Consider the following 20,129-nt stretch of genomic DNA (forward strand, 5'->3'; position numbering starts at 1 on the left):
CTGCACGCGCGGGTCCGTTAAATGGGCAAAGGAAGCGAAAGGGTCCATTCCCGAAACTAGCCTACGACCAGCTTACTTTTGGTGCGGAAGCCCTACATTCCGGATGCCCTCCCTTCTCCCACCGTACTTTTGCCCCATGCGCTACCTTCTGACCTGTCTTATTGTCCTCGCCGCGCTGGCCGCCCAGGCCGGCCCGCCGCAGCTGTTGCTCGACGTGGCTCGCTTTCGCAACCTGAACAAGGTGGAGAAAGGGGCCGAAGTGGAAATCTACGTGACCGTGCCTACGCAGTCGCTCATGTACCGGCAGCGGGCTCCCAAGGCGTTTCAGTCGTCGGCCCTTGTCACGCTCGATATTCTGAAAGCCGACGGCTCCTCCGCTTATCACGAAGTCATCACCCTGAAGCCGCCGGTGCTCACCGATACTACTATTGCCATCAAAAACCCGCAGAGCTTTCTGAAGCGCATCATGTTGCCCGATGGCAAATACACCCTGCGCGGCACCGTGAAAGACCAATACCGCAGCACCGGCAGCGAAACCGTGGTGGAAAAGCCGCTGGTACTGGAAGCGCCCACCGGCCCATTTCTGACCGATGTGGTGCTGCTCTCGCGTCCCGCCGCCCGCAGCGGGGGCGACGATAATTTCGCCCGGGGTGGCTACCGCCTCACCCGTGCGCCCGGCGGCAGCTACGGCCGGGGGGCTGATAATGTGTTCTTCTACACCGAATTGCATAATGCGCCCGTGGGCCAGCCCTTGCGCGTGCACTATCACCTCACCACCCCCGACGGCTCAGCCGCCGATGCCGACGCTACCCTCACGCCCCAATCTGGCCGCCCCACCAGCGTTGCCGGGCAGTTGCCCATGGGGCCGCTGCCCGACGGCCCGTTCACCCTGTTTGTGGAAGTGTACGGGGGCCCCGGCAACAAGAAACTCCTGGCCGGCCACCGCGCCATTGGCGAGCACTCCGCCGCCGAATACGCGCCCGCCGGGGCTGCCGTGCCTCGCTAAGCATGGCCACGAAAGGAACTCCCGCCACCTCCGGCCGGCCCTACGCCTGGTACTTCGAGCCGCTGTGGTGGCTGCTGCTGGGCCTGGCGCACCTGCCGCTGGCGGTGCTGTATGTGTTTGCTGAAGCTATTTATTTCCTGCTGGCTTACGTGGTGCGTTACCGCTGGCGCGTGGTCACGGAAAACCTGCGCAACTCCTTCCCGGAGAAAAGCCCGGCCGAAATCGAGCGCACCGGCAAGGCGTTTTACCGGCATTTTGCGCAGGTGGTGGTCGAGATTCTGAAGCTGGCCGCCATCTCGCCCGAAGAAATGCGGCAGCGCATGCGCTTCACCAACCCGGAGCTGATGACAAATCATTTTGCCGAAAACCGGCTGGTGCTTTCGTTGGGCTCGCATATGGGCAACTGGGAGTGGATTCTGAATGGCGCGGCGCTGGAGTTTCCCGGCCGGGCCGCCGGCGTGTACAAGCCGCTCAATAACCTGTTTTTCGAAACGCTGATGCGCCGCCTGCGCACCCGCTTCGGGGCCGATGCCGTGCCCATGCTCGCCACCCTGCGCTACCTGGTGGCACACCGGGCCGAGGGCCGCACCCTCAGCCTGCTCACCGACCAGGCCGCCGGCCCCGAAGACCGGCCCTACTGGACCCAGTTTCTTAATCAGGACACCAGCTTCTACACCAGCGCCGACCGCCTGGCCGTGCAGCTAGACTGCGCCGTGCTCTACGTGGGCATCCGCCGCGTGCGGCGCGGGTACTACGAAGTCACCTTCACCGAGCTGCCCGATGGCCGCGCCGCAAAAGGCGCACCCGTCGGCACGTTTCCCATCACCGAAGCCTTCGCCCGGCAATTGGAAACAGATATGCGCGCCTCGCCGGAACAGTACCTGTGGACACATCGGCGCTGGAAACACAAGCGGTAGGGTTGAGTGTTGAAGGTTAAGTGTTGAATCCCGGGAGTGATTTATCAGGGGTTTGCCCACAAAAAAACCGGCCTGTAGAGGCCGGTTTTTTTGTTTAGAAAAGGCTGAGTCAACTTAAAACCCAACCCTCAAAAATCAACACTTTTACAGGTACTGCTCAATATCACCGGCGCCCTGGCGCACGAGCTCGAACTCGTCGTTGGTGCAGTCGATGATGGTGCTGGGGACGTTGCCGCCAAAGCCGCCATCAATTACAAGGTCGACCAGCAGGCGGTATTTCTCGAAAATCAGGTCTGGGTCGGTCACGTACTCGTCAATCGTGTTTTCGTCTTCGCGCACCGAGGTGCTCACGATGGGATTGCCGAGCTCCTTCACCAGCTGGCGAATAATCTGGTTGTCCGGCACGCGGATGCCGACGGTTTTGCGCTTGGTGCCGCCGAAGCGGGGAGCGTTGGCGCTGGCCTCGAAAATGAAGGTGAACGGGCCGGGAAGGGCTTTTTTGATGACTTTATACGTTTCCGTGGTGATGCCGTGGGCATAGTCGGAAATGTGCGACAGGTCGTAGCAGATAAAGCTCAGGTTGGCCTTTTCGGGGAAGAGCTTCTTGATGCGGCAAACTTTTTCTACGGCTTTGGCATTGGTCACGTCGCAACCGATTCCATAGACTGTATCGGTGGGGTAAATAATGACTCCCCCCTTGCGCAATACGTCAACGGCTTGCTGAATGCGGCTTTGCGGCGGATTGTCGGGGTGGATGCGGAGAAGGGTGGCGGGCATGGATACGGCTGATGGTTAATAAATTAGAGACGTAATGCGGCGGCGTAGCGGCCGCGGCCTTCGGCGGCGGGCAACCTGCCAGACCAAAGGCGCGGGCAAGGTACTACGCCTAGCCGAAATGAAACAACTCAACCGCCGCCCGTGCCTTCCGGTTGCAGGCCTTCGTACTTTTGGCGCCGCTCCCCCGATTCTCTTCTTAACTCCCATGGCCCAACCCGCTCAAAAGTCCATCCTCGAACGCCGCGACGACGCCCTCAAACGCCGCAAGCGCTGGGGCGCCGTGAGTGTTGTTTTCACGCTCGCGCTGGTCTGCTTCTCTTATTACTTCTACCAGGTGTTCTTCACCGCCAACATCGAAACCAGGGGCAAGCCCACCTACGTCATCGTACATCGCGGCGACGATTGGCAGGCAGCCCTGAAGACAATCGACGCCACCGGCACCGTGGTCGATAAGCTTTCGCTGCATTTCGTGGCCAAGCTCATGAAATACCCGCAGCACGTGAAGCCCGGCCGTTACGAGCTCAAAGATGGTTTCACCAACCGCCAGCTTATCAATGTACTGAAAGCCGGAATTCAGTCGCCGCTCAAGCTCACATTCACCAATGTGCGCCTGCGCCGCGAGCTGGCCGACAAGCTCTCGACCCAGATTGACGCCAAGCCGGCTACCATCGACTCGCTGCTGGCCAGCCCCAGCTATACCCGCAGCCTGGGTTTCGACACCACCACGGTGCTCAGCATGTTCATACCCAACACCTACGAGCTGTACTGGAACACCTCGGCTACCAACCTCATGCAGCGCATGAAGAAGGAGTACGAGAAGTTCTGGACCCCCACCCGCGACGCCGAGCGCGAGAAATTGCACCTCACCCGCGCCCAGGTCAGCACCCTGGCCAGCATCGTTGAGGCCGAGCAGCAGCAGCACGCCGATGAGCGCCCCCGCATTGCCGGCGTGTACCTCAACCGCCTGAGAAAAGGCATGAAGCTGCAAGCCGACCCCACCGTGGTCTACGCCAACCGCGACTTCACCATCAAGCGCGTGCTCAACGTGCACCTGCAAAAAGACTCACCCTACAACACCTACAAGTACGCCGGCCTGCCGCCCGGCCCCATCAACCTGCCCAGCATTGCCAGCATCGACGCGGTGCTGAAGCCGGAGAGCAACAGCTACCTGTATTTCTGCGCTAAGGAGGATTTCAGCGGCTATCATGCCTTTGCGACCAATGAAACGGAGCATATTGCGAATGCCCGCAGGTATCAGGCGGCGCTGAACCGGGCCGGCATTAGATAATCTTCTGTCATCCTGAGCGGAGCGAAGGACCTTATCGCATCTGCACTGTTTGCAGTAATCCATCCGATGCGGACGCGATAAGGTCCTTCGCTCCGCTCAGGATAACGAAACGTAACAAATCGTATGTACACCTCCGATATCCAAATCCGCGTGCGCTACGCCGAAACCGACCAGATGGGCTACGTCTATCACGGCAACTACGCGGCGTATTTTGAAGTGGCCCGCACCGAGGCGTTCCGCAAGCTCGGCATCAACTACAAGGACATGGAGGCCGATGGCGTGGGCATGCCGGTAGGGGAGCTGCGCACCAAATTCCGCCGCCCGGCCCGCTACGACGACCTGCTGACCGTGCGCCTGCTGCTGCGCCAGCCGCCCGAAGGTGCCCGCGTGCTGTTCGAGTACGAGATTTATAACGAAGCCGGCCAGCTGCTCACCGAGGGCCACACGCTCATGGTGTTCGTGAAAACCACTACCGGCCGGCCCGTGGCCATGCCCGCCAACATTCAGGAGCGCCTGCTGCCGTACTTTAGCGAAGACGAGTTTGATAGCCCCGTGCTGCCCACGCCCGGCGCTATTTCGCCCGATGCGCCTGCCCCGGCGGCGTTTAGAAAATAAAGTGTTAAGTTTTGAATGTTGAGGGTTGAGTTTTTATCAGCCAAACCACTCAAAACTCAACCCTCAACATTCAACCCTGCCTTTGAAAGCCCCCGCCGCCATTCGCCGTGCCCGCTTCCCCGATGTGCGCCAGCAACGGCCCTACCGGCGGATGATTGTGGGCCTGAAGCGGCTGCGGCTGCCCGGCGGCCAGGCCTCCCTCTACGACGTGCTCGACCGCATCCTGCACGAGCTGCGGCTCGACTCGCTGGAGAAGCGCGCCGCCTACATGGCCTTCAACCTCACGGTGGCCCTGTTTCCCACCATCATTTTCCTGTTCACGCTCATTCCGTACATCCCCGTACCGAATCTGAGCGTGGACATCCTCCAGTTTCTGGCCGATTTCATGCCCCGCGAGCTGTACGCGGCCACGGCCAGCACCATCGAGGACATTGTGAACATCCCGCACGGCGGGCTGCTCTCCTTCGGTTTCGGCACGGCGCTGGTGCTCAGCTCCAACGGCATCATGGCCCTGCTCGATGCCTTCGAGAAAAAGTATCCGTGGTTCAAGCACCGAAGCTACCTGCGCAAGCGCATGATTGCCACCGCCCTGACTTTTGGGCTGGCCCTGATACTGCTGCTGTCCATCGCGGGCATCTTCTTCGGGACCTACCTCATCGACGGGCTGGTGTTCTATGAAGTTGTGCCCGAGCGCTTCACCGATTTGGTGCTCACCCTCATTCGCTACGGCTCGCTGCTGGGGCTGTTTCTGAGCACCACCTGCGTGATTTACTACTTCGTGCCGCCCGTGCATGATAAGTGGCCGCTGGTGTCGGCCGGAGCCATTGTGGCCACGCTGCTCATTTTTCTGGTGTCCTTTTTATTCACGCTATACGTTCGCATTTTCGATTCCTACAACCATTTCTACGGTTCCATTGGGGCGTTGGTGGGCTTCATGGTCTGGCTCGAATTTGTGTGCATGACCCTGATTATCGGGTTCGAAGTGAACGTGAGTATGGATGCCGTGACCGGGCGCCGCCGCAAGATGCTGGAAGAGCAGTTGAAAATGAAAAACGAAAAATGAGGAATTGGTTTTGAGGATGATAGCAGAAATTTTAAGAAAAATTCTTCAATCCTACTTCTCCATTCCGCATTCCTTTCTACTTTTGCACTCCCCAATCACTCGGGGTCCTTATAGAGAGGTGGCAGAGTGGTCGAATGCGACGGTTTCGAAAACCGTTATACCGGCAACGGTATCGGGGGTTCGAATCCCCCCTTCTCTACAAAAAGGCTTTTTCTGCGCTGGAAAAAGCCTTTTTTGTTGCTTTACCAACCACAGCGCACGAGTAACTGACCCAGAGAGCTGGCAGAGTGGTCGATTGCGGCGGTCTTGAAAACCGCTGACTGTAACAGGTCCGGGGGTTCGAATCCCTCGCTCTCTACATCCGAAAAACCTCGTTTCCAAGCTGGAAACGGGGTTTTTGATTTTTTGCCACAGCGGTGGGCGCGCCCGTTGCGCCGTAGCCACCAGCCCGGCAGGCCGGAGTACCTTTGCCGCTCCTTACTATTCCCGCAACCCTCCCGATGAACGGTACCGAACCGGCCAGCCCCAGCGCTTTCGACAAAGCCCGCACCGGGCTATGGACCAGCCTCCAGAAGCACCTGGCCACGGTGTACGCGGCCGAAACCGCGTTTGCCAGGGCCGTGGCTTTCACCGATACGTTCCCCTTTGCCGCCTCGGCGGCCAGCGAGGAGCAGCTGCAGGAGTACGAACAGCAGCGCCGCGCCCTGCGCGACCTGTTCACCGACGAAACCACGCAGCTCGATACCCTCGTCAAAGCCATTCGCCTCAAGGGCTACGCCGAGGACGAAAAAAAGCAGCTGTATCTGCTGCTGCTGGGCTACATGGACATTGCCGCGAGCATTTTTGAACGGCTGCACACCCAGGTACTCACGCGCCAGCCCGCCGACGACGACCTGGCGCAGACCACCGACCGGTTTGCGCGGGTTCAGAAGTTTGCCCGGCTCAATATTAAAGGAATTGCGGGCCTGTTGGGCGGGTTCTGAGGCGAGGCGCCGGGGAAGTTGGTCGGGAGAGTTGGCGGCTTGGTCGACGGTTTCGCAGTGTATTTTATGAGTAAAGTATTGAAAAGTAGTTGATTGGTGAAAAAAGATGGTTTGGCTCATTTCCGGCACTGGCACAGGCCTTGCATTTGGAGAGACAGACGCGTCACAATCTCCATTCACTCTTCAAGTTCTTCTTCGTTATGAAATCCTCCCTGCTTTCGCTCCTCGCCACCGGCCTGCTCTTCGTTTCAACCGCCGCCTCGGCCGCTCCTGCTTTCGACCACGACCACGACAAAGACCCGCGCCGCCTGTCGCCCATCGAGCGCTCCCGTTACGAAGCGGCCCAACGCCAGTTGGAACAACGCCGCATCGCCCAGGAACGGGCCCGCTACGAAGCCGACCAACGCCGCCTGGCGCAGGACCGCGCCCGCCTCGCCGCCCAGCGCGAAGCCGCCGAGCGTGCCCGCTGGGAAGCCCAGCACCGCAGCAGCCACGACCGTAGCTACGGCTACAACCACCGCTAAATAAAGTAGTTGCGAAGCGGTGCTTCGCAAATCGTTCACAGAACCGCGCCCGCCAGCGAAGCACCGCTTCGCAGCTACAAAAAAATCCCCGCCGGACAGGCGGGGATTTTTTTGCAAAGTATCCGGAAAAACTACTTAGCCAGCTTAACCTTCAGGTTTTCGTCGAGCGCGGCCAGGAATTCCTCGGTGTAGAGGTAGTCGCGGCCGTGCTCCACTTTGTTGCCGTGGATGCAGACGGCGAGGTCCTTGGTCATCTTGCCGCTTTCCACGGTTTCGATGCACACCGCTTCCAGGGCGTGGCAGAAGTCGATGAGCTCCTGGTTGCCGTCGAGCTTGCCACGGAACTCCAGGCCGCGCGTCCAAGCGAAAATCGACGCAATCGGGTTGGTTGAAGTGGGCTTGCCTTTCTGGTGGTCGCGGTAGTGGCGCGTCACGGTGCCGTGGGCGGCTTCGGCCTCCATCACGGTGCCGTCGGGGGTGATGAGCACGGAGGTCATCAGGCCGAGCGAGCCGAAGCCCTGGGCCACGGTGTCGGACTGCACGTCGCCGTCGTAGTTTTTGCAGGCCCACACAAAGTTGCCGTGCCATTTCAGGGCCGAGGCTACCATGTCGTCAATCAGGCGGTGCTCGTAGGTGATGCCGGCCTCCTGGAATTTGGCGGTGTAGTCCTGCTCGTAAATCTCCTGGAAGATGTCCTTGAAGCGGCCATCGTACTTCTTCAGGATGGTGTTTTTGGTGCTCAGGTACAGCGGCCAGCCCTTACTCAGGGCCTGGTTGAAGCAGGCGTGGGCAAAGCCCCGGATGCTTTCGTCGGTGTTGTACATGGCCAGGGCCACGCCGTCGCCTTTGAAGTTGTACACCTCAAACGACTGGGTTTCGCCGCCATCTTCGGGCTGGAAGGTGACGGTGAGCTTGCCCTTGCCTTTGGTCACGAAATCGGTGGCGCGGTACTGGTCGCCGAAAGCGTGGCGGCCGATGCAGATGGGGGCCGTCCAGTTGGGCACGAGGCGGGGCACGTTGCTCATCACAATGGGCTCGCGGAACACGGTGCCGTCCAGGATGTTGCGGATGGTGCCGTTGGGCGACTTCCACATTTGCTTCAGGCCGAACTCGGCCACGCGCTCCTCGTCAGGGGTGATGGTGGCGCACTTGATGCCCACGCCGTACTGCTTGATGGCGTTGGCCGAGTCGATGGTGACCTGGTCGTTGGTCTTGTCGCGGTACTCGATGCCGAGGTCGTAGTACTTGATGTCGAGCTCCAGGTAGGGCAGAATCAGCTTGTCTTTGATAAATTTCCAGATGATGCGCGTCATCTCGTCGCCGTCGAGCTCTACTACGGGGTTGGCTACTTTAATTTTGGTCATTCCGCTACGGGATAAAGGTTGAAATAGTGAAAGATTGATAAACAATGGGTTACGATAGGTCTGGAATGCCAGGCAACAATTTTGGCGTTGCGCGGAGGCAGCGCCAGCGGTGCCGGCTTTGAAGACAACCCCAACCAACAGGAGGGTAAAAATAGGCCAGCCCAGGCAGAAGCCGGTTTATAAGCCAGGAGCAATTTTTCGCCGCGTAGCGCCAGGTGGCCGGATTACTGCTGCCGTGCCCGCCGCAACATGCTGGCTAACTGGGTATATAATAGCCGGCTGGCTGGGTCCGGCCCCTGCCAGAAGCCCGGGAGAATCGGTTGCGCAGGAAATGGTGGCGCCGCCATGGTACGCCGCGTACGCCGCGCCGATTCAGCAAATCTTCCAGCATATTTGCGAATATTTCTCACAAACGATTGTGCAGGCTTGCGAAATGCCCGCCGGCTGTTGCGCTTGCACATGCATGCCCCCGCAAGTTTACCCGGCCAGTGGGGAACAGGCGCGTTGAGGCCGCGGCTTTTTTAGCCCTGCCGACTCGTGTTTCCTATTCCGCCGCTGAAATCCATCGTTCCCGGCCGCCGGCCGTAACAGTACCTGCCCCGCCGATTGGCTTCGGCCACTGCCATCATTCTTCCAACCAAAGCTATGTCTATGCCTGCCTCCGCCTCTTTCGGTACCGCCCTCGACGGCACCAAAGTTCAGCTCTTCACTCTCACCAATAAGCACGGGGCCGCCGCCACTATCACCAACTACGGCGGCACCCTCGTGGGCCTGCTGATGCCCGACCGGCACGGCAAGCTGGGCGATGTGGTGCTCGGTTTCGATAGCGTGCGCGATTACCAGAGCCCGGCCTTCCGTGCGGCCAATCCTTACATTGGCGCGCTCATCGGCCGCTACGGCAACCGCATTGCGGGCGGCAAATTCACCATTGCCGGCCAAGCCTACCAGGTGAGCGTGAACAACGGCCCCAACTCGCTGCACGGCGGCCAAGTGGGCTACGACCAGAAAATATGGGACGCCACCCCCGGCACCTCGCCCGACGGCCCCACCATGACCCTGCACTACCTGAGCAAAGCCGGCGGGGAAGGCTACCCCGGCAACCTCCGCATTACCGTGGTTTATACCCTCACTGACACCAATGCCCTGCGCATTGCCTACACCGCCACCACCGACCAGGCCACGCCCGTCAACCTCACCAATCACGCTTATTTCAACCTGAGCGCGGGCGTGAGCCCGGACATTCTGCAACACGAATTGACTCTGCCCGCCAACCACTACACCGTGGTAGATGCCGACCTGATACCGACCGGCGAGCTGCGCCCGGTGCCGGGCACGCCCTTCGATTTTACCACGCCCCACGCCATTGGGGCGCGCATTGCGCAGGTGCCCGGCGGCTACGACCACAACTGGGTGCTGAACGTCGAAACCGGCCAGCACCCCGCCGCCACCGTGCACGAGCCCGCCTCGGGCCGCACCCTGGCGGTGACCACCGACCAGCCCGGCGTGCAGCTCTACACCGGCAACTTCCTCGATGGCAGCCTGACTGGCAAGGGCGGCACCGTGTACGGCCGGCACGCGGGCTTCTGCCTCGAAACCCAGCACTTTCCCGACTCGCCCAACAAGCCCGGTTTTCCGAACACGCTGCTAAAGCCGGGCGAAACCTACCGCACCACCAGTACCTACACGTTTGGGGTACGGGGATAACGATGGCTGGCTGGCCTGGTTGTTGTCGGCAACGGCAGCAGGGGCGGCAACGCGGCCGGCCCCTTTGCCGTTGCAAGCACCTAACGTTGTGCTTACCCCCGCGCTTACTTCATGCTTCGTATTTATTCCTTTTTGCTGGTTTTGCTGCTGGCACTGAGCAGCCGGCCAGCCGCCGGCTATGCCGTGCTGACGCACCAAGCCAACATCGACTCGACCTGGGAGCGCTGCCTGGTGCCGGCTATCCTGAAGCGCTATCCGGGTTCCACGGCCGAACAACTGGTTGATGCCAAGGCCTATGCCTACGGTGGGGCCATTATTCAGGACATGGGGTATTATCCCTTCGGCTCGGTGCTGTTCACGAACCTGACGCACTACGTGCGCTCCGGCGATTTTATTCGCAACCTCATTCTCGAATCCCGGGACCTCAACGACTATGCTTTTGCGCTGGGCGCGCTGGCCCATTACTCAGCCGACCTCGATGGGCATTCCGAAGGCACCAACCGGGCCGTGCCGATGGTGTACCCCGAGCTGAAAGCGAAATATGGCAATGTGGTAACCTATGAGCAAGGTCCCAAGCAGCACGGGCAGCTGGAATTTTCGTTTGACGTGGTGCAGCTGGCCAGCGGCAAGTACCACAGCCAGGACTACCACCAAAAAATCGGCTTCAAGGTGAGCAAATCGCCGCTGGAGCGGGCCTTCCTGAAAACCTACGGCTTGGAGCTGGGCCAGGTGATTGTGAACGTGGACCTGAGCATTGCCAGCTACCGCTTTGCCGTGAGCCAGCTTATTCCGACGGCGGCCCGCGCCGCCTGGCACTACAAGCGCAAGGACATTATGAAGCTGAGCCCCAGTGCGCGGCGGCGCGACTACATGGCGCGCAACCACCCCAAGGCGTTCCGCAAAGAATACGGCAAGGAGTACAAGAAGCCCGGTTTTGGGGCGCGCATTATTTCGTATTTCATTCGGGTGCTGCCCAAGATTGGCCCGCTAAAGCCCTTCGCCTTCAAGCTGCCCACGCCGGAAGCGGAGAAAGTTTTCCGGGCCAGCTTCCGCAAGGTGATGGCCAGCTACTGCGTGAACGTGGGCCGCCAGCCCGCCGATACGGCCGCCGCGCCCCTCACCTTATCCAATGCCGATTTCGATACTGGCAAGCCCACTCACGCCGGCGAATACGGCATGGCCGACGAAACCTACGGCGAGTGGCTGCGCAAGCTGGCCGACAAGAAATTCGAAAACCTCAACCCGTTGGCGCGGCAAAACATCCTCGCTTTTTACGGCACTCAGCCCAAAACCCCGGCCTCGGAAGAAGAAAAAGAGGGCAGTAAGCAAAAGGAAACCCGCGCCGCCCTGGAAAAGCTGCGGACGCTGCGCTAAACCGGTTTCGCATTCCCGGGCATTGTAGGTCGCGCTACTAGCCGCCGCGCAGCCGCAATTAGCCTAGCAGTAAATCCGACTCATCCTTCAGCCCCACGCCCGAGAGCTGCCGCCGCAGCGCCTCCCGCAGCAGGTGCAGCAGCCGCGCCGCCGCTGCCGGATAAGCCAGCCCCGCCGGCCGGATGTTGGACACGCAGTTGCGGGCTTCATCGGTAAGGCCCGGCCGGGGCGCGTAGGTGAAGTAGGCCCCGAGGCTATCGGGCGAGCTGAGGCCCGGCCGCTCGCCGATGAGCACCAGCACGAGGCGTGCCCGCGCCAGCTGGCCAATCGCATCGCCGAGGGCCACGCGGGCCTGCCCGGCCAGCACCAGCGGCCCCAGGCGCAGGCCCATCTGCCGCAGCTCCGGCACCAGCAGCTGCAGCAAGGGCAGGGCATGGGTGTTTACAGCTGTGGCCGACAAGCCATCGGCCAGTACCATCACGATATCACATTCGTTTGCAACATGTTCGGTGAGGTGATTTTTGCTGTCGTCGGCCAGCTGCCGGCCCTGGTCGGGGCGTTGCAGGTAGTCCTGGCGGGTAGCGGCGCGGCTGTGCACCTGGCATACAGGCAGGCCCAGCGTGGGCAAATCGGCCAGCAGCTGCGCGGTGTTCAGGGTTGAATAAACCGCGTCGCGGGCGTGAGCGTGCGCCAGCCGGAAAGCCAGGGCTTCGCGTAGCGGTACGCTGGTGCCGGTGCGGCCGAGCGCAATGCGAGCGGCGGTGAAGGCCCGCAGTCCGGCCCACGGGTCGGGCGGCGGAGCGTCGTCGGGAAGTAGTTCCGGGGCTGATTTCATGGCAGGAAGCGTAGTTTTAATCAGCGTAGCGCCGCTGGCATCTGGCCCAATAGTTTCGAGGTAGCGGCGGGCAATTGTCGGCCGCGCTCGTCGAAAATACCCTGCTGCTGTAGCCAGGCCTCAAACTCGGGGGCCGGGCGCAGGCCCAGCACCTGGCGCAGGTACAGCGCGTCGTGAAAGGACGTGGACTGGTAGTTGAGCATGATGTCATCGGCCCCCGGGATGCCCATGATGAAGTTGCAGCCGGCCACGCCCAGCAGCGTGAGCAGGTTGTCCATGTCGTCCTGGTCGGCCTCGGCGTGGTTGGTGTAGCACACGTCTACGCCCATGGGCAGGCCCAGCAGCTTGCCGCAGAAATGGTCCTCCAACGCCGCCCGGATGATTTGCTTGCCGTCGTACAGATACTCCGGCCCGATGAAGCCGACCACCGAATTGACCAGCAGCGGCCGGAACTGCCGGGCTACGGCGTAGGCCCGCGCCTCGCAGGTTTGCTGGTCGAGGCCGTGGTGGGCGTTGGCCGAAAGGGCGCTGCCCTGGCCGGTTTCGAAGTACATCACGTTATCGCCCAGCGTGCCCCGGTTTAGCGAAAGCGTGGCTTCGTGGGCTTCCCGCAGCAGGCTCAGGCTGATTCCGAAGCTAGCATTGGCCGCCTCGGTGCCGGCAATGGACTGAAAGGTCAAATCCACCGGTGCTTTCTGCCCGATGAGCTGGAGCGCGGTGGTGACGTGACACAGCACGCAGGTTTGCGTGGGAATGGCGTATTGCTCGCGCACGGCATCCAGCATGTGTAGCAGGTTGCTCACGGCTTTGGGGCTATCCGTGGCGGGGTTGATGCCGATAACCGCGTCGCCGCTGCCGTAGAGCAGGCCATCGACGAGGCTGGCGGCGATGCCGCGCGCGTCGTCGGTGGGGTGGTTGGGCTGGAGGCGGGTGGCCAGATGCCCGCGCAGGCCCAGCGTGTTGCGAAATTTCGTGACGACTTCGCAGCGCCGGGCCACGCCAATGAGCTCCTGGTTGCGCAGGAGCTTGCTCACGGCGGCCACCATTTCCGGCGTCAGGCCGGGGGCCAGGGCACGCAGGGCTTCCGCATCGGCTGTTTCTGATAGCAGCCAGTCGCGCAGCTGCCCCACCGTGAAATGGGCGATGGGCCCGAAAGCCACCGCGTCGTGCGTATCGATAATCAGGCGCGTCACTTCGTCCTGCTCATACGGCACCAGAGCTTCATTGAGAAAAGTGCGCAGCGGCACATCGGCCAGGGCAAACTGCGCGGCCACGCGCTCCTCGTAAGTGGCGGCGGCCACGCCGGCCAGCACATCGCCGGAGCGCAGGGGAGTGGCCCGCGCCAGCAGCGTTTTCAGGTCCTCGAAAACGTAGGCACGCTGGCCGATGGTGTGGCGGTAAGGCATGGGCTGACAGTCGGCTGGATTGCACCCGTTAAGGTAGCGCGGGTTTGGGTTTTGATTTTGGGCGGGCCGGATTGCTGCGCCAACGGTCGGGCTGGGAACGTTCCCGGCATCGATTGCGAGGATTTAATGGTATGAATGAGCACGGTACCGCTGGGTTGGAGTCTACCTTTCTTACCGCCAACTCACGGAATTCCCGCCCAACACCAAAACTGCACCTATGAATCGATTGCTTACTCTGCGCGCCGCGTTCACCGGTGTTCTCACCCTGCTGCTACTGGCGCTGTGCCCCCGGCTGTACGCCTACGACCTGACGGTGGCCAAAGACGGTACCGGCAACTACACCACCGTGCAGGCCGCCATCGACGCGGCCCCGGTGGGGCGCACCGCGCCGTTCACCATCTTCATCAAGAATGGCAAGTACAAGGAGCTGATTGTGGTGCCCGCCACCAAGCCCTTCGTGCAGCTGGTGGGGGAGAGCGTGGGCAACACCATTCTCACCTACAGCAACTCGGCCGGCACGCTCGTGAACGGCATTGCGCTGGGCACCCAGAACTCGGCCTCGGTCACCATCAACGCCACCGATTTTTCGGCCCTGAATCTGACCTTCGAAAACGCGTTCGGCGAATCTGCTTCCAACGGGCAGGCCGTGGCCGTGCTGGTGAACGCCGACCGGGCGGCCTTCCGCAACTGCCGCTTTCTGGGCAACCAGGACACGCTGTACGTGAAGGGTAACGGTACGCCGCGCCAGTATTTCCTGAACTGCTACATCGAGGGCAATACCGACTTCATCTTCGGCAGCGCCATCGCCCTGTTCGAGAGCTGCAACATCTACGCGAAGAACAAAACCACGACCAGCACTTCCTACATCGCCGTGCCCAACACGCCGGTGGGCCAGGCGTATGGCCTCGTGTTCAAGAACTGCAACGTGACCGGGCATTCGGTGGCCGGCGGCACTTCCTACGACCTGGGCCGTCCCTGGCAGGCCAACCCCAAAGCCGCGTTCCTGAGTTGCAACCTGTCCACGCCCATTATTTTGAATGAAGGCTGGTCACCCACCAGCTCGGCCGGCACGGCCACCATCCGCGATTCGTATTTCGTGGAATACCAGAACACCCACTTCAACGGCAAGGCCATCAACGTGAGCAGCCGTGTGCTCTCGGGCCAGGGCCTCACGCCCGTGCAGCCGTCCTCGCAGCTCACCGCCGCCGAAGCCGCTACCTACACCAAAGCCAACATCCTGGGCACCTGGGACCCCTGCACGTTGATTGACTGCGCCACGCCGTTCGTAAAGCCCGTCATCGTCAATAACTTCCGGGGCGTGAAAGGCGCTGCCACGTCAGCCTTCACCTGGAATACCAGCTTCCCGATTGCCGGCGACGTGCTGAGCGTGTACCGCGCCATGGCCACTCCCCCCGCCGCCCTCGGCGCGTTCACCGTGGTAGGCACCCAGACCGAGCCCAGCGACACGATTTTCAACTACTCGTATTCTGATGCTGTTCCCGTTTCGGGCAGTCTCTACAAATACTTCGTGCGCGGCAGTGCCACTCCGCGCCAGATTTCGTCGGACACCGTGACCATTACCAGCGCCCCGACCATTGTGGCCGCCGGTGCTTTGGGCAATTTCACCCAGCAGCTGGGTACGGGTTCCGGTGCACAGAACGTATCGGTGTCGGGTTCCGATTTGGTGGGTCCCATCGTGGTGACGGCCTCGGCCAATTTCCAGGTTTCGCTGACTTCGGGCGGCACCTACGCCAGCAGTGTGAGCCTGAGCCCCACCACCGGCGCGGTAGCCAGCACCACGGTTTACGTGCGCCTGAACGCCACCACCGCCGGCCCCTACACCGGCACCCTCACCCTCACCAGCACCAACGCCACCAACGTGGTACTGACTCTGAACGGCACGGCCATTGTAGCCCCCACCATCACCTCGAACCTGTTGCAGTGGTGGCCCCTGCGCGTGAATGCCACCGACAGCGCCCAGGTGCGCAGTACCCGCCTCACGGCCACCACGCCCACGCTTAAGCGCCTGTACCTGTCGAATGGTACCACGATGGCTACTATTCCGGCCTACTCCAACCAGTTTGGACAAGCCTTCGGGGCGAGCCCGGCCGGCGACGGGCAGTGGAGTACGGCAGCCGGTGGCCCCGGTGGTACCCTCAGCCGCTTATACTACGAGCAGTTCACCGTGACCGTAGCCGCCGGCGCTCCTGCCCTGCGCATCGACTCGGTGCTGTTCAACTCGGCGTTTTATAACACCGCGTCCAACACCAAAATGGCCATCGTGTACTCGCTGAACGGCTTCACCACGCCGGCCGACTCCACCGAAATAACCGGCGTTAGCGGCCCTGGCGGTGCCCAGACCCTCAGCGCCAGCGGCAACTTCACCAATTCCTTCCCGCTGCTGAACCAGACGGCCGGCAATACCAACCTGTACCGCGTGGCCCTCAATGGTCCCAGCACCGCTAACCCCAGCGGCGGCGTAACCGTGGCCACCGGCCGCACGCTCACCGTGCGCCTGTACTACGCCTGCGGCAGCACCGGCATTCCGCGCTACGCTTTCCTGAAAAACGTGCGCTTCAAAGGCGATGTGGCCCCGGCTCCCGTGACGGTGCTGGAGCAGTGGCCGCTGCGCGTGAACGCCACCGACAGCGCCCAGGTGCGTAGCAGCCGCATTGTGGCCACTACGCCCACGCTCAAGCGCTTGTATGTGTCGAACGGCACTACCATGGCCACCATTCCGGCCTACTCCAACCAGTTCGGACAGGCCTTCGGAGCGAGCCCGGCCGGCGACGGCCAGTGGAGCACCACCGCCGGTGGCCCCGGCGGTACGCTGGACCGCAAATACTACGAGCAATTCACGCTGACCGTGGTTGCCAATTCGACGGTGCGGGTCGATACCCTGCTGTTCAACTCGGCGTTCTACAATACCGCCTCCAACACCAAGATGGCGGTAGTGTACTCGCTGAACGGCTTCACCACGCCGGCCGATTCCACTGAGATAGTGGCCGCTTTCGGCCCCGGCGGAGCCCAGACCCTCAGTGCCAGCGGCACCTTCACCAACTCCTTCCCGCTGCTGAACCAGACGGCTGGCAATACTAACCTGTACCGCGTGGTGCTGCGCAACGGCGGCGTGAGCCTGACCGGCGGCCAGACGCTGAGTGTGCGCCTGTACTTCGCCTGCGGCAGCACGGGCATCCCGCGCTACGCTTTCCTGAAAAACGTGCGCTTCAAAGGCACTGCCCAGACGGTGCTGGCCACTACGCCCGCCCAGGCCCTGGCCGCCCAGGTGCAGCTGTACCCGAACCCGGCCGCCGGCCGCTTCCACCTGCAGCTGCCGCAGCTGAGCGGTGCGGCTGCCCAGCAGCCCGTTGTGCTGCGCCTGTTCAACAACATTGGCCAGCAGGTGCTCACGCGCAGCCTGCCCGCCACCGCCGGCCGCGCCGTAGAAACCGAGGTTGACGTGCACAGCCTGGCCCCCGGCATCTACAACCTACGCCTCGACGTGGCGGGCACGCCCATTACGCGCAAGGTAGTGATTGAGTAGCTCGATTGCCTGCTTCGAAACCGGAAAGAGCCGGCCCGATTGGGTTGGCTCTTTTTGTTTGTTGGTTTGGTGTGGCTGGCGCGCGTCGCAGACGCGCGCCAGCATGTTGGTGCGTAACAGCAGTTTGTAAGAAATTTAGTGCGTACTTAAACTCCTTCATCATCACGCAGTCTATTGAGCATGAAACCTGTTAACTCATCATTCTTCTATAGTATTATGAAATCGAACGCACCCAAAATTCTGACCTTGCTGCTGCTGGTTGTCCTCTCCGCAACGGTAGTGGGCGTGGCTCGGGGCGGGCGGCACCGCCAGCACGAAGACCGGCCCATTCGCCGCGAAGTCCGGGCCTACTTCCAGGCCAATGTGCTGCCCGTGCTGCAACAGCAGCGCCAGAAGCTGGAGCCCCAGCTCACCGCCGCCGACCGTACTCAGCTCGCCACCTACCGTACCCAGCTCAAAGCCCTGAAGGACCAGGGCCAAGCCCTGCGCCGCAGCGTAGCGCCCGCGGGCACGGCCGCCCCTGCCACCCGCCCCGCCCTCACCGAGGCCCAGCAGAAGCAGGCCCACGACCTGCGCTTCCAGGCCCGGGGCATCATGCTGAACGTGGCCCAGATGGCCCAGAAATACGACGCACCCATCGCCCAGCTCACCCAGGAAGTAGCCCCGCAGAAAGAGAAATGGGCCACTGATATCAAGGCCATCGTGGCCAAAACTGCCACTCCTGAGCAGCAGCAGCGAATGGCCGCCATGCAGGGCCGCAAGCACGAGCGCGGCGGTCTGCGCCGCTTCTTCAAGCCCGCCGCGTTCCTGCTGCTGGACCCCAATGCCCCCGCTGCCAACAAAAATGAACAAGGCGTAGGCAACACCAGCTTCTACCCCAACCCCGCCGCGCCCACCAGCCAGCTCGACTACGACGTGCGCAAAGCCGGCCCCGTAACCATCGACCTGCTCGACAAGGACGGCAACAAGCTGCGCACCCTGGTATCGGAAGCCAGCCAGGAAAAGGGCCCGCAAACCCAGCAGCTCGACTTGCACGACGTGCCGGCCGGTACGTATTTCTACAAAATCACCACCAAAGGCGGCACCCAGACCAAGCGGTTTGTGAAAGAGTAGGACGACACCTGCGGCTTAATAAAGCGCCTGTCATCCTGAGCGCAGCGAAGGACCTTAGCACAAAAGAGCATTGGGGAGTAATCCGGCCGATGCGAACGTGGTAAGGTCCTTCGCTGTGCTCAGGATGACAGGCGTTTGTGCTTCAGTGGTTCTACTCCTGCACCAGCCCGCCGCTCAGCCGTTGCAGCGCAATTTCGGCCTGTTTGGCCGAGTAGCGGATGTCGAGCAGGCGGGTTTCGGCGGCCAACTCGTTGCGCTGGGCTTCGCGCAGGGCCAGGGGCGTGAGCAGGCCCAGGCGGTAGCGCTCCAGGGCAATGTCCACGTTTTGGCGGGCCAGCTGGATGTTAGTTTCTTCGAGCTCAAGCAGCTGGATGAAGTTCTGGTATTGGGCGAAGGCAGTGGCCGCGTCAGCATCGAGCCGCAGGTCGGTTTGGGCCAGGCTGAGCTTGCTTTGCTCCTGCACCACGCGGGCGTTTTGCTCCTGCCGGCGAATATTGAAGCCGTTGAAAATCGGCACCGTAGCCGTGATGCCGTAGTTCAGGCCCACTGTGTTGTTGATGCTCGTGCTGAGCACGGGGCCGGTGGGCAGCGTGATAAACTGGGCGTTGTTGATGTTGCGGTTGAGGGCGTAGCCCGTCACCAGTCCAATTTGGGGGAAGCGGGAGGCCGTTACCAGCTTGCGGTCGTAGGTGGCCACGTCTACGCCCAGGCGGGCCTGGGCCAGGCGCGGGTTGTTGGCCTTGATGCCCGCCGTAATTACGTCCTCGCGCAGGTTGCGGGTCACGGTCAGGCTGTCGCTGGGTTCAAAATCGAGGCGCGAGGAACGGCCCAGCAGGTTGTTGAGCGTGATTTTGGCGGCCGTCAGGGCCTGCTGCTGCTGCAGAAACAGGCTGCGGTCGGCGTTGTAGTCCACGCGGGCGGTCAGCACTTCCACCTTGGCGCTCACGCCCACGTCTACCTGCGCCTGGGTGAGGTCGATGCGGGCCTGGCCGACTTTCAGGGCCTCTTCGAGCGAGGTGATTTTGCCGGCCTGCCGCACCACGTCGTAGTAGGCGTTGGCCACGTTTTCCACGGTTTCTTCCACCGTGGCGCGGGTTATTTGCTGCTGCTGCTGGCGCAGGGTTTTCAGCCGGTCGTAGGCAACAAACATCCCGAAGCCGTCGAACAGCGTCCAGCCCAGCGTCACGTTCGAGTTCAGCAGGTTCGACGTGCCGCCGTTGATGACGCGGGGCGCGTTGTCGCCAATGGTCGAGGTGATGTTGTTGCGGTTGAAGGTCCGGGTCAGGTTGCCGTTGATGTTGGGCAGCTGGCCGGCGTTGCCCCTGGTCACGTTGTTCTCCGCAATCTGCACATCCTGCCGCGATAGCAAAATGCCGTAGTTGTGCTGCAACGCCTCGGCAATGGCCTGCTGGAGCGACAGTGCGGGGGCCGGAGCCACCGTGGCCGGCCGCGCCAGCTGGTTGGGCCGGGCCGTGGGCAGCTGCGCCAGCGCGGAGAAGGGGAGGAGGGAGAGGAGAAGGAATCGAAAAAGTTTCATGCAGAAAATTCAGAACTTCAAACTCCCCTCCTTTTTTAAGGAGGGGATGTTCGGCCGCAGGCCGAACGGGGGTGGTGAA

General features: G+C 61.7%; 16 protein-coding genes and 2 tRNA genes. 13 read left to right on the forward strand and 5 right to left on the reverse strand.

Annotated elements, in window-relative coordinates; genetic code table 11:
• Window positions 1-136: 136 nt before the first annotated feature.
• Together HBN54_RS17860 and HBN54_RS17865 are read left to right on the forward strand one after the other, a co-directional pair.
• Window positions 137-1,006: a hypothetical protein gene (locus HBN54_RS17860; protein WP_168674596.1), complete on the forward strand. Its 870-nt coding sequence runs from the start codon at window positions 137-139 to the stop codon at window positions 1,004-1,006.
• Between the two features lie 2 nt (window positions 1,007-1,008).
• Complete coding sequence (locus HBN54_RS17865) at window positions 1,009-1,923, forward strand: lysophospholipid acyltransferase family protein (RefSeq protein ID WP_235955590.1); 915 nt, start codon at window positions 1,009-1,011, stop codon at window positions 1,921-1,923.
• 144 nt (window positions 1,924-2,067) lie between these two features.
• Here HBN54_RS17865 and HBN54_RS17870 read toward each other — a convergent pair whose 3' ends face one another.
• Window positions 2,068-2,700 carry an L-threonylcarbamoyladenylate synthase gene (locus tag HBN54_RS17870; protein WP_168674597.1) on the reverse strand — a complete coding sequence of 211 codons (633 nt, stop codon included), beginning with the start codon at window positions 2,698-2,700 and terminating at the stop codon, window positions 2,068-2,070.
• A 205-nt stretch (window positions 2,701-2,905) separates the two neighbouring features.
• Between HBN54_RS17870 and mltG the strand changes: the two genes are divergently transcribed.
• The 7 genes from mltG (at window position 2,906) to HBN54_RS17905 (ending at window position 7,173) form a co-directional block, all read left to right on the forward strand.
• Window positions 2,906-3,988 carry an endolytic transglycosylase MltG gene (mltG, locus tag HBN54_RS17875; RefSeq protein WP_168674598.1) on the forward strand — a complete coding sequence of 361 codons (1,083 nt, stop codon included), beginning with the start codon at window positions 2,906-2,908 and terminating at the stop codon, window positions 3,986-3,988.
• A gap of 123 nt (window positions 3,989-4,111) precedes the next feature.
• Window positions 4,112-4,603: an acyl-CoA thioesterase gene (locus HBN54_RS17880; protein WP_168674599.1), complete on the forward strand. Its 492-nt coding sequence runs from the start codon at window positions 4,112-4,114 to the stop codon at window positions 4,601-4,603.
• 82 nt (window positions 4,604-4,685) lie between these two features.
• On the forward strand, window positions 4,686-5,666 hold the full coding sequence (locus tag HBN54_RS17885) for a YihY/virulence factor BrkB family protein (protein ID WP_235955591.1): 981 nt from the start codon (window positions 4,686-4,688) through the stop codon (window positions 5,664-5,666).
• Between the two features lie 112 nt (window positions 5,667-5,778).
• Window positions 5,779-5,865: transfer RNA gene (locus tag HBN54_RS17890), tRNA-Ser, on the forward strand.
• 74 nt (window positions 5,866-5,939) lie between these two features.
• A tRNA-Ser gene (locus HBN54_RS17895) sits at window positions 5,940-6,024 on the forward strand.
• Between the two features lie 142 nt (window positions 6,025-6,166).
• Window positions 6,167-6,649, forward strand: coding sequence for a hypothetical protein (locus HBN54_RS17900; protein ID WP_168674600.1), 483 nt, complete (start codon window positions 6,167-6,169; stop codon window positions 6,647-6,649).
• A gap of 200 nt (window positions 6,650-6,849) precedes the next feature.
• Window positions 6,850-7,173 (forward strand): hypothetical protein, encoded by a 324-nt coding sequence (locus tag HBN54_RS17905; protein ID WP_168674601.1) that lies wholly within the window; start codon window positions 6,850-6,852, stop codon window positions 7,171-7,173.
• 131 nt (window positions 7,174-7,304) lie between these two features.
• Here HBN54_RS17905 and HBN54_RS17910 read toward each other — a convergent pair whose 3' ends face one another.
• Entirely contained in the window at window positions 7,305-8,537 is a 1,233-nt protein-coding gene (locus HBN54_RS17910) for an isocitrate dehydrogenase (NADP(+)) (RefSeq protein ID WP_168674602.1), read from the reverse strand.
• Between the two features lie 651 nt (window positions 8,538-9,188).
• On the opposite strand from HBN54_RS17910, the gene HBN54_RS17915 reads away from it, so the two are divergent.
• Both HBN54_RS17915 and HBN54_RS17920 read left to right on the forward strand, forming a co-directional pair.
• The gene (locus HBN54_RS17915) at window positions 9,189-10,241 is read left to right on the forward strand and encodes an aldose epimerase family protein (protein ID WP_168674603.1); all 1,053 of its coding nucleotides are present in this window, start codon (window positions 9,189-9,191) and stop codon (window positions 10,239-10,241) included.
• Between the two features lie 111 nt (window positions 10,242-10,352).
• A complete protein-coding gene (locus tag HBN54_RS17920; RefSeq protein ID WP_168674604.1) occupies window positions 10,353-11,615 on the forward strand; it encodes a zinc dependent phospholipase C family protein in 1,263 nt (420 codons plus the stop codon).
• Between the two features lie 58 nt (window positions 11,616-11,673).
• On the opposite strand, the gene eutC is transcribed toward HBN54_RS17920, so the two are convergent.
• Together eutC and HBN54_RS17930 are read right to left on the reverse strand one after the other, a co-directional pair.
• Window positions 11,674-12,450 (reverse strand): ethanolamine ammonia-lyase subunit EutC, encoded by a 777-nt coding sequence (eutC, locus tag HBN54_RS17925; protein ID WP_168674605.1) that lies wholly within the window; start codon window positions 12,448-12,450, stop codon window positions 11,674-11,676.
• A 20-nt stretch (window positions 12,451-12,470) separates the two neighbouring features.
• Entirely contained in the window at window positions 12,471-13,856 is a 1,386-nt protein-coding gene (locus HBN54_RS17930) for an ethanolamine ammonia-lyase subunit EutB (RefSeq protein ID WP_168674606.1), read from the reverse strand.
• Window positions 13,857-14,073: 217 nt separating this feature from the next.
• On the opposite strand from HBN54_RS17930, the gene HBN54_RS23885 reads away from it, so the two are divergent.
• Together HBN54_RS23885 and HBN54_RS17940 are read left to right on the forward strand one after the other, a co-directional pair.
• Complete coding sequence (locus HBN54_RS23885) at window positions 14,074-17,400, forward strand: pectinesterase family protein (protein ID WP_168674607.1); 3,327 nt, start codon at window positions 14,074-14,076, stop codon at window positions 17,398-17,400.
• Window positions 17,401-17,616: 216 nt separating this feature from the next.
• Window positions 17,617-18,513, forward strand: a complete 897-nt coding sequence (locus HBN54_RS17940; protein WP_168674608.1) for a T9SS type A sorting domain-containing protein — start codon at window positions 17,617-17,619, stop codon at window positions 18,511-18,513.
• A 151-nt stretch (window positions 18,514-18,664) separates the two neighbouring features.
• Here the strand turns inward: HBN54_RS17940 and HBN54_RS17945 are convergent, their stop codons facing one another.
• Window positions 18,665-20,050 carry a TolC family protein gene (locus tag HBN54_RS17945; protein WP_168674609.1) on the reverse strand — a complete coding sequence of 462 codons (1,386 nt, stop codon included), beginning with the start codon at window positions 20,048-20,050 and terminating at the stop codon, window positions 18,665-18,667.
• Between the last annotated feature and the right edge of the window lie 79 nt (window positions 20,051-20,129).

This window comes from Hymenobacter artigasi (genome assembly GCF_012275535.1).
In the GTDB taxonomy this organism is placed as follows: Bacteria; Bacteroidota; Bacteroidia; order Cytophagales; family Hymenobacteraceae; genus Hymenobacter; species Hymenobacter artigasi.